This window comes from Ruegeria sp. AN6 (assembly GCF_056540425.1).
In genome coordinates this window covers 114,573-129,859 of the sequence record NZ_JBQFWR010000009.1, presented here as the reverse complement: position 1 = coordinate 129,859, position 15,287 = coordinate 114,573, and the positions used below count along the sequence as shown (strand labels likewise).

The window sequence follows — 15,287 nt, the reverse complement described above, 5'->3', positions numbered from 1 at the left end:
TCCCATGACTGTTCACTATGATCTGATCAAGAAAATGGCTGAAGCGAAGAATACCGCAAGCACTTCAACAAAAAGCCGCTTCGAAATCTCGATGCATGACCGCGTAACGATTGCAGGGAAACGTATGCGGTTGGCCGGCAAAACGGCAAATGGCTATGTCCTTTACCCAACTTCTGGATCAGGACTTGCCGAGTTTTTTGGTTATGAAGAATTGAGCCGTCGCAACGCCTCTGGCGAAATTGTGCATGAGCGCAACCACTTCCTGCCCAAGGCGGATCGCAATCAAAACTCTAACAACTCTATCTCGCTGTTCGATTTGACGGAAAAGCAGAAAGAGCGGTTCTGGAAACGCTACAGCTTGGTAAGCGCTTATCTGGAGCTGGAAAGCGAGGATCGTGTCTCACCAAATGACAAGTCGATCAAGGAGTGTATGGCGGAAATTTGTCAATTGGCCGCAACAATTGCCTCGGAAGAGATGCCATCCCCAGAAGAGTGCATGCGCGACGAAGAAATTCGGTCTGGAAAGCGGCGGCGTCGTCATGGCGGCGGACGGATTGTAGGGAGCGTTGAGCCCGTCCATGCGACCACCCTGAGGAAGTGGGTGACTGCATATCGTCGAAACGGCAAGCTTGGTCTTATCGATAGCGTCCATAACCGCGGAAATCGGTTTAGTTACTTCAGTTCCGAAGAGAAAAAATTGCTCGATGCAGAAACGCGAAAAAGTTACTTCAATCTCAACCGACCGACTCAAAAGAAGACTACCGAAGACGTTCAGCGAGCGTTTGAAAGGGTCAACGAGGAACGTGAAAAAGAGGGTCTGACCCCATTCCGCGTGCCTAGTCGCGATGCAGTGCGCCGATGCATCAAGAGCTATAGTGAGTTCGAAGTTTTGCTGCACCGGTACGGGTACGACGAAGCGATGAAACGCTGCAAGCCGGTGGGGCGGGGAATTGAGACTTCTCGATTGCTCCAAAAGGCTCAAATGGATGAATGGCGGGTCGATCTTTGCACCCTTGTGAACAGCACAAGTCTTGGCCAACTGTTCAATCAGAAAGAGCTCGAGGACCTTGGTTTGCTAGGCGAAAAGGGGGCAAAGAGCACACGTTGGTGGTTGTCTGTCATTATTGATTGCCGCAGCCGCTGCATTCTTGCGATGAAGCTGACGAAGAACCCTAAATCCGCCACAGCAATCGATTGCTTGCAAATGGCGGTACAGGACAAAGGTGCTTGGGTGGATGCCGTAGGCGCCGAAGCGGCTTGGGACATGTTTGGTTTGCCGGAAGTCCTTGTTACGGACAATGGAGCTGCCTTCAAATCTCAAGAGTTCATCAGCACTTGCCTGGATCTGGGTATTACCGTCGAAAAAACCATCGCCGGCATGCCTGGTATGCGCGGAACAGTCGAAAGGTTTTTCAAGACTGCATCGACGGGGCTTGCTGCCCGACTTCATGGTCGCACGTTTTCGAATTCGGTTGAACGCGGAGATCATCCGACAGAGGAGCGCACCTGCTTGAACACAGAAGATCTTTGCTTTGCGCTGGTGCGCTGGATTGTGGACGTTTACCATAATACACCTCATGAAGGTCTGCACGGCCGGACACCGCTCGAGCAGTGGAACAAAGACATCGCGGACGGCAACTTCCCCGCTCAGGCAACGCCTGATATGCGCAAGAGGCGGCTGATTTTTGGAAAGAAACTCGAACGGACCCTGAGCAAATCAGGTGTCACAGTTTTGGGTGTTCAGTACCACTCAGAGCAACTGGCGGAGTGGTTTGCGCATCGTGGCAAGCAGGATCTGCAAGTCAGCTGGTTGCCTGAGAATATTGGGACGATCTCTGTGAAGCTTGGGGAACACTGGCATGAAGTCCCAGCGGTTTACGAAGAATTCGACAGTGTTCATGCACAACAGTGGGTTGCAGCTCGACGCAAGATGAAGAGTGCTGAACCGCGCCAAAGAGCGTGGGAACAAAATGTCGTCGCAAATGCGCTTGAAGCCATTGACGCAATGAACCTCAAAAAATCGCTCGAGTTCGGTCTGGTTTCACAGGTCTACTCTGAGACACGCATGGAGGCGTTGGAAAAGGAACTGTTTGTTGGATTTACCGTTTCCTCGTCTGAGACACGGCTGGAACAGGGGCCAACGCAGTTTGGCATTACCGTTGCTCCGAAAAAACCGGACTACTTGTCCGAGGACGAGGGTAACCAGGACCGTCATCCACCCGTTGAAAAAGATGTTTGGGAGAGCGACGAGGAGGGTGACAAATGAACCACACCAACCCAGTTATCGACCCTCAGACTGTTATGCAGTCGTTGCGGGCCAAGTACTTCACAAACAATCGGCACCACCAAATTACGCGTGAACTTGACCGTTTGCTTCAACCCGATCAGCAAGGTGGTAGGTTGCCTGCTCCGGAACTCCATGCAGGAGGGCTTGAGGCCAGGGGGCTTATGGTTGTTGCAAAGCCGGGGGATGGCAAAACTACCGCGGTTCACAGGGTCCTGAGCCGCCACCCGGCGCTGCAAGCGGCGACGGGGCAGGACTCGCCTCGGTACATCCGCATTCAGGTGCCAAGTCCAGCGACACTCAAAAGCCTGGGCCGCGCCATTCTCGGAGCACTTGGAATGAACGACGTTTCAGAGCGGGCCCCCGCTTGGGACATCTGGCGTGTCGTGAAGCATCGCTTGTCGTTGTTGGGCATCGTCGTGCTTTGGATCGATGAAGCCCAAGACGTTTTCCTGTCACGCTCAGCACGTGAGATTGACGACATGCTCAAAACGCTTAAATCGCTGATGCAAGGAGACCAAGCAGTGGTTCTCGTTCTCAGTGGCACTGACCGGCTTCTTGAGGTGGCGCGTTATGATCAGCAAGTTGACAGACGGTTCAGAAAAATCATGTCTCGACCGCTCGTCGTGGGCCACCACGAACAAAATCTTCAAGGCTTGATTGATACATACTGTCAGATGGCCGGCATCCGACCCGACATCGAAACCGATACACTGAGGCGACTTATCCATGGCAGCCGGGGTCTGTTCGGAAGAGCAATCGAGACTATCCTCGCGGCCATCGAACAAGCCCTCTACGAAGAGAGCTGCCGTTTGAAGCGATCTCATTTTGCGGAAGCTTGGAGCATCCAAGAAGGCTGCTCTTGGGATCAAAACGTGTTCGAGATCAATGATTGGGCGGCGCTGGAGATCGATAGCGACGCCGAAGAGTTTGATGCAAAACGAACCCGGCGGCAACATCAGCAAGTTGGACGGGGGTGATTCATTGAGTACAATTTTGCCAATGATGCCCATTTTGCCAGGTGAGAGCTTTGTTTCATGGGTCAGCCGGTTCGCCCGTGTTCAATGTGATATGTCTGCGAAAGAGTTTTCTTCTTTTGTGCGTATTCCGCTTCAGGACCTCGCCAGGACCCGAGACAACGCGGTTGAGCAGATGCATCAGCTGACCGGCATTCCTGCGGAGCGACTTACGCAGGGCGGATACAAACAGCTTGCCTTTCGCTACTACAAGCATCGAGCTGAAGAGTTTCATTCAGAATTCGTTGCGGGCAATCGGGTAAGTTATTGCCCGCAATGCATCTTGAACGACATCTCGGACTGCCATCAGTCGTTGAGAATGCCGGTTGGGAAGATCAATTGGGCTTTTTCACCTGTGAGAACTTGTCCCGTTCACTCCCTTCCTTTGGTGCGAGAGTCTGGGAGAGGCCGAGGCAATCTCTTTCTGGACTTGGCTGCCCATATGCCTGACGAAGCACGATTGGCGAAGCTGGCCGAAAATGGGAAGCAGAGGCGCGTCTCTGAACTGCAAACTTACCTTGAAGCCAGACTTGAAGGGCGCCCTGGGCCGGAGTGGCTGGACGGGCAACTGATTGACCTAGCCTCACGTGCAACTGAAATGCTTGGTGCGTGTATCGCATTTGGTCCAAACGCCAATCTTCCAAATCTGTCGCAAGCGGATTGGGACTTGGCCGGGGCGGTTGGTTACGAGTTTACAAAACGTGGCCCTGAAGGCGTTCGAGAAGGTCTTGAAGCGGTGCAGAAGAAGACGCCATGCTCCAAGGTCCAAGCCGGGCCGCAAGGTGTGTTCGGTGTTCTATATAAGTGGATTCAGTTCAAAAAAAACCGAAAACCGATTGGGCCATTTCGGGAGGTTTTCCGTGAACATATTCTGGAAACCATGCCAATTGGTGCCGGAACGATTCTGTTTGGAGAACCCGTTTTGCAGCGGCGGCGTCATTCTGTAGTGTCACTGAGCCAGAAGTTTGGTGTGCATCCCAGAACTGTTCAAAATGCGCTGATGGTCGCCGATCTGCTGCCTGCGGACTATGATGCGAAACGGGATTTCGGAGCCATTGATGTTGCATGTGCTGAAGACCTTCTTAGGAGGATGCGGCGTTCGGTAGCGATTTCTGAGGTTCCAAAATATCTAGGCTGCAAACGGCCCCAAGTGACGCAGCTCATCGAAGCTGGGATGCTTAAACCAATCGCGGGCTGTAGAGATCGCCGAAGGAGCATTGCTCAGGGAGTTGACGCCAACGACCTGGACAATTTCGTGAACCGCTTGCGAAGTTTCGGACAGCCCGTATCAGAACACTCAGAGGGTGTGTTGGGAATTGCCAATGCGGCTGAAGCCTTGAAAGTGCCTGCTGTCAAGATTGTCGAACTGTTGCTCCAAAGGCAACTAACTGGAGTTCAGCTTCTCGACGAAGAACTGCGTTACCAATCTGTACTTGTTGACGTGGCAGAAGTGGGTGAAAAACTCGGTTGCCGAACTGGTTCTCCCGGGAAATCGATTTCGGATGTCGCACGAAAGCTTGGCCTTTCTGCCACCTCAGTCGACTTCCTTCTTCGAACTCCACCAGACGGAATGGAACCGGTTCTGAAAATTTGCGGACAAACTAGACACATGGGGCAGATGCGCGATCTTGTTAGCCCTGCTAGCGTGGACCGTTTCAAGGTGGACTACCAAAAGATCACCGACGTTGCGACGAGAATGGCAACAACAGTTCCGGAAGCTCGAAGGAAGTTAAAATCTCGAGGGATCTTGCCAGTTTGGGAACCCAAAGCGGCGGGAGTGGAGCTCTACAGAACCTCAGAATTCTAGAAGAACAAAAAGCTGAAGTAGCAGCCGCCCTTTGGGGCGGCTTTTTTTTGTTGCCCAAATTTTTTTGTGGGCGACAATGAGTTGTCAAGATGGGCGAAGTGGCCGCGGCACAATCAAGCGTGATATTAAACATCTATAAAAATCAATGATTTAAATTTTGTCGCCTGCCGATTATGGGTTATTTATGCCCAACGGAACATTGTTGACGTACCCATAGTATTGCCATTTTGGCCCTAGGGATTGCCATTTTGAGCTCATAAGTTTGCCATTGTCTCAAACGGAGGACTTCAGCTGCCAAAGCCCAATACTTGGGACGTTGACTAATTCAATTTGCTTGAAAGGTTGGGCTGGGAGCAGACATTCACCGTGGATGCGAAATCCAGATGCGAATCTTGGAAAGCAGTCATTCATATTAGAGTTTCTTCCACCCGAAGCATTAGTTGCACCAACTTTGATTGCCAGAGATTGCCATACCGTCTGGACACGGTTCGGTTGAGGCTGCGGTCTCAATGCAAAACCAAGAAATGTGAGTGGCGCGTAGTCAAAAGATGATTTCCCAACACCTTTTGAGTTTATGCAAACGACCGTACGCGTCGAAACGCGATGGCAGAGAACGCCGATAAATATTTTCCCACGAGCAACGACCGAATGTTCAAAGACAATGCACAGTTCTTTAAATCGGCAGATGACGCGTCGGAGTACCTTCGCGAGGCAGATTTTGCTGTTCTGGAATTACGCCTTAGCACGCACTTCACCGCCAGAGACAGCGACTGGCTTTTGCGAGGAGCATGAATTTCTTGGAATGGCCTATTCGGACATTCGTCATACCATTGCCATGCTGCAGTTGCAGCCCTCTCTCCTGACATTCGCTGCGCCTGCGGGATCAGAAACTTATTGAACTTATAGATTGCTCAAAAGTCTCGACGTATTGTCGACTGCATTATGAGACCAAGGCGCCTTGCTTAATTTGTAAAGACTTCCAATTGGTTGAGTCGGTGGAAAATGCACTCAATGTGATTGCTGGATTTTCAATAGCATTACGTTACCTTGGTTTCGACGAGAGCACAGACGAAACTCTTCTGGAGGATGTAATTTGTCAGTAAGGCTGTTAGTCACCGCAGTGATTTTGAACTTTGGTCTGAACCCTTCTGTTGTCATTGCGCAGGACAGCCAAACGAAGCCTAAGGTGACCGTGACGTCGGCAGAGATGAAACAGGTATCTTTGACCGAAGTGTTCACTGGCCGGATCGAGGCGTTGGATCGTGTCGACCTGATCGCGCGCGTACCTGGATTTGTGAAGTCCATTAATTTCAAGGACGGCTCAAGCGTTAAAGCGGCGGATGTCCTGATCGAGATCGAACCGGATTCCTACGAGGCGACCGTCACGGAAATTCAAGGACAAATCCAAGCGGCACAAGCGGGAAAGAAAATTGCCGATATCGAGCTTGATCGACAGCAAAAGCTATACGCCAAAGGCGACACACCTCAGGCTGTCGTTCAGAAAGCGGAAGCGCAGCAAGGTGAGGCGGATGGGCATGTGCTGGAACTACAGGGCAGCCTCCAAAACGCTCAGCTTGACCTGTCTTATACAAAGATAACCGCGCCCTTTGATGGCAGGATCGGACTGACGGACTTGTCCGTGGGCGCATTCGTCAGCCCAGAGGGTGGAACCCTGTTGTCGCTGTCCAGCATCGATCCCATCAATGTAACCTTTCCGGTAACCGAAGCCGAACTGCTTGAGTTTCGCGCCCGCCGTGCCAAGGCGTCAGACTCTGAACCGCTGAAACTGCAGCTGATTCTTGCCGATGGCACGACATACGGTGCAACAGGCAGCATTGAAGTGGCTGACACGCAGGTGCAGTCGGGCACGGATACCGTTCTGGTCCGGGGGTCTTTTCCTAATGCGGATGGGTCACTCATTGATAATCAGCTGGTGCGGGTTCTTGTCACAGATCCCACGCAGGACAAATCGCTGGTGATCCCCGCCAAGGCTTTGCAAAAAGATCAGTCGGGTTACTTTGTCTTCACGGTCGGAAGCGACGACAAGGTTGAAAAGAAGCCGATTCAATTGGGACGGACCGAAGGGGCCGAAGCCGTCATTTCGAGCGGTCTGACCGAAGGGGACCAGGTTGTCACCGACGGCCTTCAGCGCGTTCATGCGGGCGTCGAGGTCAGTATCTCCACACCCCAGAACACATCGTCAGCCACCAGCGGAAACTGATCCCATGATCTCGCAACTGTTTATCCGCCGCCCCAGATTTGCAATTGTCATCTCGGTGGTGATTACGCTGGCCGGGTTGATTTCCATTACACTGCTGCCGGTGGAGCAACTGCCCGACATTGTCCCGCCGCAGGTTCAGGTTACTACCAGTTACCCCGGGGCTGGGGCTGAAGTTGTCGAGTCGACCGTTGCCCAGATCATCGAAGAACAGGTGATCGGGGTCAGTGACATGCTGTATATGGAATCGACGAGCGGTTCGGATGGCAGCTATAACCTGCAGGTCACTTTCGAGCCTGGAACGGACCCCGATATCAACGCCGTCAATGTGCAGAACCGTGTCAGCCTGGCCATGTCCGCATTGCCTGAAGAGGTCACACGCGCAGGCGTCAACACCAAAAAGAAGTCCTCGGCTCTGTTGCAGGTCGTGGCCATTACGTCGGACGACCCGAAGAACGACGAATTGTTTCTGTCGAATTTTGCGACAATCAACGTTCTGGACAGCATCAAAAGATCACCCGGGGTAGGGGACGCGACGCTGTTCGGGGCGCTTGATTACTCCATGCGTATCTGGCTCGACATCGACAAGATGACCAGTCTTTCGGTGACCGTCGACGATGTGATTGCCGCGCTGAATGCGCAAAACGTTCAGGCAGCGGTGGGGCGCGTCGGTGCGCAGCCGATGACAAATGACCCGACTTTTCAGCTGAGTATTCAGACGCAAGGCCGGTTGAGCACCGTCGCAGAGTTCGAAGAGATTGTCGTGCGGGCTCGTCCAGACGGCTCATTCGTTCTGATCAGTGATATCGCACGAGTAGATCTTGGGGCAAAGACCCGGGATTCCTTTTCTTCTTTTGACAATAAGCCAGCCGCAATGATCGGTGTCTACCTTGAGCCGGGCGCGAATGCCCTGGACACATCAGAGGCCATAAAAAAGGCGCTGACTGGATTGCAGAGCGCCTTTCCCGATGGGGTTAACTGGAGTGTGCCCTACAACTCGGTGACCTTCGTCCGCGCCAGTATCGATGAAGTTGTGAAAACGCTGATACAGGCGTTTGCTCTGGTAGTGATTGTCGTCTTTTTGTTTCTGGGCAACCTGCGGATGGCGCTGATCCCGCTGATCGCGGTTCCGGTATCGCTTGTTGGCGCACTGGCGTTCATTTTGGCATTGGGTTTTTCGCTCAATACCGTCTCGTTGCTGGCGCTGGTACTTGCGATCGGCATCGTCGTGGACGATGCGATCGTGGTGATCGAAAACGTCGAAAAGGTAATGGGCGAAAACCCTGAGATGACCGTGGCCGAAGCCACCGGCGAGGCAATGAAACAGATTACGGCCCCCATTTTGGCCATAACCTGTGTGCTGCTGTCGGTGTTTGTACCGGTTGCATTCATTCCCGGCATTACGGGAACGATGTTCCAACAATTCGCTGTGGCTGTTTCCTTTTCAATGCTTATTTCTGCTTTGAACGCCCTGACACTCAGCCCGGCCCTGTGCGCGGTGCTGCTGCGCCGTGAGAGCGCCCCTAGGCGTGGACCGCTGGCCTGGATATCGCGCCGTATAGACAACGCGCGCGATGGCTATGCCTATGCGGTCTCAATCCTCGCCCGACGGACAGTCCTGGCTGTTTTACTGCTCGGTTTTGCACTTTTTGGCGCAGGATGGCTGTTCAAGACCACACCTTCCGGGTTTCTTCCCGTCGAAGATCAAGGGGCCTATTTCGTTGAAGTCGCGCTACCCGAAGGCGCCTCGATCAATCGCACATCCAAAGTGATGGAGGACGTTTCGGCCATCATCAAATCCGCACCGGGCGTACAGGATGTCATGACAGTCACGGGCTTTAGCTTTGTCGACGGCCTGAACAAGTCGAACAGTGGGTTTGGCATCGCGATCATGCAACCGTTTGAAGATCGAACCGATCCGGCCTTATCCGTAAGATCCTCGATCCGGCATGTCCGGCGCGAGTTTGCCGGTTTGGAGGACGCCATTGCCTTTCCTTTCAATCTGCCCCCGATCCTTGGTCTGGGCACTGGTGCCGGGTTCGAGTTCGAGCTTTTGGACTTGCATGGCGACAGCGTTTCAGATCTTGGTGCAACTGCGGCGGGGTTCGTCACAACCGCCAACGCCGACCCACGGTTGTCGGGCGTTTACACGACATTCTCTGCGCAGTCGCCAAAACTGAATCTCGATCTCGATCGTAAAAGGCTGCAGACGCTTGGCGTGGATGTCGACGACCTGTTCCGGGCCATGCAGGTCACTTTGGGCGGGTATCACGTGAATGACATGAACCTGTTCGGTCGGACGTGGCAGGTCAACTTACAAGCAGATGAGAAATACCGGGCCAATGTCGGAGATATTGCTCGTATTCATGTCCGAAATCACGACGGAGATATGGTGCCAGTGCGCGCCGTGGCGAAGGTAGAACTCATTCTGGGTCCGCAATTGCTCGCCCGCTACAATAATTTTCGGGCCGTCACCATAAACGGTGGACCGTCTCCGGGCGTATCAATGGGCGAGGCCATCGCGGCGATGGAAGAAATTGCAGCCCAGACTCTGCCAGAAGGCTACAGCTACGATTGGACCGGAACCGCGCAGCAAGAGATTGAGGCCGCCGGAAAGACACCAATTGTTCTGGGGCTTGCTTTGCTGTTCGCATATCTCTTCCTTGTTGCGCTTTACGAGAGTTGGACGATACCGCTTGCGGTCCTTTTCTCGGTCACCTTTGCGGTGTGCGGCGCGTTGGGTGCGCTGCTGTTGCTGGGTCTCCAGAACAACCTCTACGCCCAGATCGGATTGGTGGTCCTGATAGCGCTTGCCGCCAAAAATGCAATTTTGATCGTCGAATTCGCAATGGATCGGTACCGGCAAGGTCTGAACGCCGTGGATGCAGCCATTCAGGGCGCCCGTGCGCGTTTCCGCGCGGTCATGATGACCAGCTTTGCATTTATTGCCGGACTCTACCCGCTGATTGTGGCCGACGGTGCCTCTATGCTCGCCCGCAGAGGTGTAGGTACGCCGGTTTTCGGAGGGATGATCGCAGCTGCTCTTGTGGGCATATTTGTCATCCCGCCCCTTTACATCATCGCGCAACGGTTCAGGGAGAAAGTACATGGCAAAATGAATGAGGGAGGTGGCGAAAACGCTGTTTAGAACTTTCAGAAAAGCAGGATTTAGCAATCCGAGTTACGGCTGAGCCCTTTCTTAAAAACCAAGTTCTCATGCGGCTCTTTTCATCATTATGTATTATTCAAAATAACTTTTATATCGAATTTATTACCCGATCACACGGCCGAAAAGAAACATTCACCGGCCAATTCGTATGCTACGGTCGTAGCCCACATTGCCGACATTCATCGACAACGCAGCATCAGATCAATCATCAACGTGCAACTCGCGGAGCTTCTAGACTTTTGAAATTCAGAGAGCGCTGTCGCAGCATGTTTTCATATGCGGTAGACACAAAGCGATGCCGATGCTCGCGTTGCAAATTTGGTCATTCAGTACTTCGACTTTTTCAGAATCAAGACTGCACTTTCTTTGCAACCGCGATCAATCACACAATCCGGGACAAACCCACCATCTGAGTGTATTTGTCGCCGTACAATTCGATCCAAAACAATCAACGCAAATCTGTGTCACGCCGCTCAAGGTCCAGAACAGCATTGAATTCATTCTCCGGGTCCATCCAGGCACCTAGGATCGCGCCTTCGTCGATGTCGTAAGTTTCGATTTCTGCTGGAGTGACATGGATAATGCGCTCATTCCCTAAGAATGCGCCTCCATGGGTTTCTCCGAACACGACGCGGATCATCCGGGACCCTGGAGCAAACATGCGCAGATACGGATCCGCGGGCTTGCCCATGTTCAAAACCTCTGCCTTGCTACGAACCCATTTTTCGCCAGCAATGCGCTGCTCAGGACTTCGCAAAGCCGAGACTGCGCCTTCTGCAACAGAAGCGACGGCTGCTGACAGCATGACCGCACCAATTGCCATCTGGGCTGCACCTGCGTTTGTCCCGCTGTAGTTCGTCCAGGCAGCAAGGCGCATCAAGCGCCGCTGCGGGTGATAGAGCACGTCGACCATGTCGCCGACCTCGACCGCGTTCCAAAGGTCTATCGGAGCGATTTCTTTTAGGGAAAATGCGCGCGGGTCATCCAAAAGTTGGAAGCGCAAAAAGTGACGTTTCGAAGGTTTCGTGCGATTCCGTTCGTCGCGAGCAACGTGGCCCTTCTTGACCCACTTGTCGGTCACACGCGCCTGCCCAGGTCGACCGGCTCGCTTCAAATATGTCGAATTCAGATAGTGCCGATAGCCCCGCGCAGTGATGACCAATCCTACTACGCCGAGCGCAACCATCCCAAGAAATGGAAGCCAATTGAAGAGAATGTCAGCTACTGGATCTCCGGGTCGATGTATTTCTTGGATCATGCGACTGTCTCCTGCGGTGGCACGGCCGTTAGAAGGTTGCCGGACGGGCGTAGTCTGGAATGTAGCTAGAAAATGCCACTTCTGAACATGTCCCGGGGGTTAACCTCATGTCTATAGGCCAGGTGCGGGTTGAGATCGCTAAAAAACGGAAAATGAAGCTATTACTGGATGTTCGTTCACTAGTTCAGAGGCATTGGTACTCTCCCTGTGCCCGCCCACACGTTCCTAGCGAAGATGTGGGTCATGGTCCTTCGCAGACCAGCGGAAAGACCCCGACCTCCGTGATCTTGAGCGTGCCAACGGTGATTTGGTCGTCGCCTTCAACAGCCGTTATCAGCCGCACTGATGCAACAATGCGGTCAAACTCAGGATCGGTGAAATCCAGCAATGTGTGCGTGTTCTCCGCAGCCCCCTGCGCCAAAACAAGGGGCAGGGCACCTTCTGTCTCTGTCATGCTCCAGTCCTGTCCATCCGCGTGGATAGTCGCGCTGACAATCGCAAGGCCGGGTACGGATCCAAAGCCAAATGCTACCGCAACGCCTGACTCATCAGGTGCTTCACAGGACACAAGAAACGTCGCAAAAGAAGGGCTTGCAATGACGCTTGCCACAAACGCGAGTACGATTGTTCGTATAATGATTGGTTCCTCCGTTTGCAGCCCATTTCGCAGCCTATGACGTTTCGGTCTTAACATGAACCGCCAATGCACTACCGTGTTTTTGGCACTATTGTGACATTGGCGATTGGTGGCAGTTCAAGTGAATGCCTGCTCCTGTCGGATCCCAATACGAAACAGGTGCCATGCGCATTAGTTTACAGAATACAAAAAGTATTTGCGCAATACAGGGCTGCCCAAAAGCGCATTAGAAATGATGAACACTTGGCCGATTTCGGAAGAGGTGATTTCACCAATGCGTTTGCGCGCAATCAGATGGGGTTACGTTAATCCGGCATGCCAACTCGTCCTGAGGATCGCAAGTGAATGGAATTGTCACGTGCGCTAAGGAATCATTGGTTCTTCGATTCGAAAAATCGGGGTTCAGAATACCGATTCCTTTGGTTCAGCACCTCAAGAACAACGCTCAGAACCTTCGCAAGTGCAGAAACTGGGTGATATCGGGCTCGTAGTACGCTTTTTAATTTGTCTGCGTCCAAGCCTGTGTCATGACGCAAATTCTCGGGTTATCCACAATTATCTCCCGCCGGATATCAACAGTTTATCCCCGTCTAATTTTCATGCTGCAGTGCTATTTTCTTGCCCGAACAGGGTCCTGATGCAAAAGTCTGGATACGGCTTCTGATCTTCGGAACAGGGGCTGGACGCAAAGGCCAAGGGGGCCACGGCGACAAAGGCAGGTTTTAGGATTTGCTCTTGGTTGCAATGGTTTACCGGTAGTGGATCAGATAAACTGGGCTTCGGTTCGGATTAGGTGGTCAGCTTCTCAGAAGGTCTGCGCGGGCTGCGACGCGACATAGCGCGTGTGGCAGTCGCCAATGCCTCTTCGGGGGCAGAGGCAACTGGATCGGGACGCCCCTCGGGCGGTTCGAACCGGCAAGGCGTCAGGAGTGTCCGTAAGGATGCATGCAAAGACCGCGTCTGAGCACCTGGCGCCTTTTCCTTTTTTAGAACTTAAGGTTCATACAGGCTACCACGCACAAACCTCCGGAACGGAACGGGGTTCTTTTGCTTGCGCAAAAGAACCCCGTAGAAGTGTCAGAAATGCAATGCCGCGTCTATGCACCTGTGCGGACGACACTACGCCTGTTGTTTGGGTCTGGCAACTACATATTGCGGATTAGGCGTTGCTAAACCGCAACATCCCGTCGCAATCAGATGTTTTCCTGAACGTCCTCAGCCGCGTTCTGGATAGCATCGCCTGCATTTTCGATGTCTTTGCCCGCACCCTTTGCGGTCTCGCAAGCGGTAAGTGTGAATAGGGCCAGGCCAATTAGAATTGCTCGGATCATCGATTGCTCCATAAGTGATTGTCTCGAATTGGGTAGCAGTTTTTATGTATCAGAGCCACTGATTTTAAAGGCTCCGTCGCTTACATCGCTCGTATAGCGAACGGCGCGTAAATACGACCTCAAGACTACGGAGAAGGCCTTGGGCCCGTTTCCAGTTACACCTTGGATTTTAGCCAGATTTACAAGGATTAGCCTGCTTCCGGACTACAGAACAGCTCGTACACCACCTCAAGTATCCGCGCGGGTCTTTCGTCCGCTAATCGGTAGTAGATTGTCTTGCCCTCCCGTCTGGGAACGACAAGCCCCTCCAATCTGAGGCGTGACAACTGCTGTGAGACGGCCGCCTGCCGGGCCGACAGCAGCCGCTCTAACTCGGTCACGGATTTCTCGCCGGAAACAAGGTGGCACAGGATCATTAAACGCCCTTCGTGGCTGATCGCCTTGAGAAAATTCGACGCACGGGTTGCGTTTTCAACCATCCGCTCAAGTTCGGACTGTGACAAATCTTCGGTCATTTGCGGCAAAGCCATGATCGTGTTCCTCGATTATATTCGCCCAAGTTCGAGATTGTCTGAAGTTACTAGGTTGAAAGTGCAATTGGTACAACTACTAGGCATGTATCACTATATGCACGGATCAAAATAACGTGATGTTATATGGTATATTCCTGTCGGTTTGCCAGACCTCTCGTGGAGGAGTTTCGGAAACCGAAGGAATTCCTCGGAACGCTCAGCCCCCCTTGCAGCCCCCCAACAGCAGCACTAAGACTCGGGTAACTCTTCTTCGGGTAAAGTCCCGATCCATCGCAAAGCAGGCAGGTTCCGAATGTTCGATCCAGTTGAAACATATATGAACACTCTCGTCCCCATGGTCGTCGAGCAGACCAGCCGGGGCGAACGCGCGTATGATATTTTCTCGCGCCTTCTGAAAGAGCGAATTATTTTCATCAACGGACCGATCCACGATGGAATGAGCCATCTGGTCGTCGCTCAGCTGCTGCATCTCGAGGCTGAAAACCCGAACAAGGAAATCTCGATCTACATCAATTCGCCCGGTGGCGTGGTCACTAGCGGTTTGTCGATTTACGACACAATGCAGTATATCAAGCCGAAATGTTCTACATTGGTGATCGGTCAGGCGGCTTCGATGGGGTCCGTTCTTTTGGCTGGTGGCGAGAAGGGAATGCGGTTTTCTCTGCCCAACAGCCGGATCATGGTGCATCAGCCCAGCGGTGGATATCAAGGTCAAGCCAGCGACATTATGATTCACGCAGCAGAGACCCAAAAGCTGAAGGATCGCCTGTATGATATCTATGTTCGTCATACGGGTCAGACAAAAAAGGCGGTTGAAAAGGCTCTGGATCGCGACAATTTTATGAGCCCGGAAGAGGCCAAGGAGTGGGGTCACATCGACGAGATCGTCGAAAACCGCGCCAAAATGGACGGCGACGACGCCTAGGTTCAAATCCGCGCGCGTCAGGCGTGAGGATTGATTTTGAGATTGTAGCTGCCAGAGGGCTGGCCTAAGCTGCAGGCATATACGGCAAGCGCGGCCCCGAGACGGGCTG

The 15,287-nt window shown here is 52.9% G+C and carries 11 protein-coding genes; 7 read left to right on the top strand and 4 right to left on the bottom strand.

Features of this window, described 5'->3' with window-relative positions; translation table 11 throughout:
* Nucleotides 1-4 precede the first annotated feature (4 nt).
* From ACR0MQ_RS15050 to ACR0MQ_RS15030, 5 genes are all read left to right on the top strand, one after another.
* On the top strand, nucleotides 5-2,266 hold the full coding sequence (locus ACR0MQ_RS15050) for a DDE-type integrase/transposase/recombinase (RefSeq protein WP_480609087.1): 2,262 nt from the start codon (nucleotides 5-7) through the stop codon (nucleotides 2,264-2,266).
* A complete protein-coding gene (locus tag ACR0MQ_RS15045) occupies nucleotides 2,263-3,264 on the top strand; it encodes a TniB family NTP-binding protein (protein WP_170512582.1) in 1,002 nt (333 codons plus the stop codon). The genes ACR0MQ_RS15050 and ACR0MQ_RS15045 overlap by 4 nt, the downstream gene beginning before the upstream one ends.
* On the top strand, nucleotides 3,218-5,107 hold the full coding sequence (locus ACR0MQ_RS15040) for a TniQ family protein (RefSeq protein ID WP_480609084.1): 1,890 nt from the start codon (nucleotides 3,218-3,220) through the stop codon (nucleotides 5,105-5,107). The genes ACR0MQ_RS15045 and ACR0MQ_RS15040 overlap by 47 nt, the downstream gene beginning before the upstream one ends.
* 1,093 nt (nucleotides 5,108-6,200) lie before the next feature.
* Nucleotides 6,201-7,328 carry an efflux RND transporter periplasmic adaptor subunit gene (locus ACR0MQ_RS15035; protein ID WP_170775106.1) on the top strand — a complete coding sequence of 376 codons (1,128 nt, stop codon included), beginning with the start codon at nucleotides 6,201-6,203 and terminating at the stop codon, nucleotides 7,326-7,328.
* 4 nt (nucleotides 7,329-7,332) lie between these two features.
* Nucleotides 7,333-10,473: an efflux RND transporter permease subunit gene (locus ACR0MQ_RS15030; protein WP_480609081.1), complete on the top strand. Its 3,141-nt coding sequence runs from the start codon at nucleotides 7,333-7,335 to the stop codon at nucleotides 10,471-10,473.
* A gap of 469 nt (nucleotides 10,474-10,942) precedes the next feature.
* On the opposite strand, the gene ACR0MQ_RS15025 is transcribed toward ACR0MQ_RS15030, so the two are convergent.
* Entirely contained in the window at nucleotides 10,943-11,752 is an 810-nt protein-coding gene (locus ACR0MQ_RS15025) for a hypothetical protein (RefSeq protein WP_480609078.1), read from the bottom strand.
* A 241-nt stretch (nucleotides 11,753-11,993) separates the two neighbouring features.
* Nucleotides 11,994-12,206 (bottom strand): hypothetical protein, encoded by a 213-nt coding sequence (locus ACR0MQ_RS15020; protein WP_170775100.1) that lies wholly within the window; start codon nucleotides 12,204-12,206, stop codon nucleotides 11,994-11,996.
* A 249-nt stretch (nucleotides 12,207-12,455) separates the two neighbouring features.
* On the opposite strand from ACR0MQ_RS15020, the gene ACR0MQ_RS15015 reads away from it, so the two are divergent.
* Complete coding sequence (locus tag ACR0MQ_RS15015) at nucleotides 12,456-12,698, top strand: hypothetical protein (protein WP_480609075.1); 243 nt, start codon at nucleotides 12,456-12,458, stop codon at nucleotides 12,696-12,698.
* A gap of 884 nt (nucleotides 12,699-13,582) precedes the next feature.
* Here the strand turns inward: ACR0MQ_RS15015 and ACR0MQ_RS15010 are convergent.
* Together ACR0MQ_RS15010 and ACR0MQ_RS15005 are read right to left on the bottom strand one after the other, a co-directional pair.
* Nucleotides 13,583-13,720 (bottom strand): entericidin A/B family lipoprotein, encoded by a 138-nt coding sequence (locus ACR0MQ_RS15010; protein WP_010443271.1) that lies wholly within the window; start codon nucleotides 13,718-13,720, stop codon nucleotides 13,583-13,585.
* 188 nt (nucleotides 13,721-13,908) lie between these two features.
* The gene (locus ACR0MQ_RS15005) at nucleotides 13,909-14,250 is read right to left on the bottom strand and encodes an ArsR/SmtB family transcription factor (protein ID WP_480609072.1); all 342 of its coding nucleotides are present in this window, start codon (nucleotides 14,248-14,250) and stop codon (nucleotides 13,909-13,911) included.
* A 295-nt stretch (nucleotides 14,251-14,545) separates the two neighbouring features.
* Between ACR0MQ_RS15005 and ACR0MQ_RS15000 the strand changes: the two genes are divergently transcribed.
* Entirely contained in the window at nucleotides 14,546-15,178 is a 633-nt protein-coding gene (locus ACR0MQ_RS15000) for an ATP-dependent Clp protease proteolytic subunit (protein WP_010443269.1), read from the top strand.
* Nucleotides 15,179-15,287 lie beyond the last annotated feature (109 nt).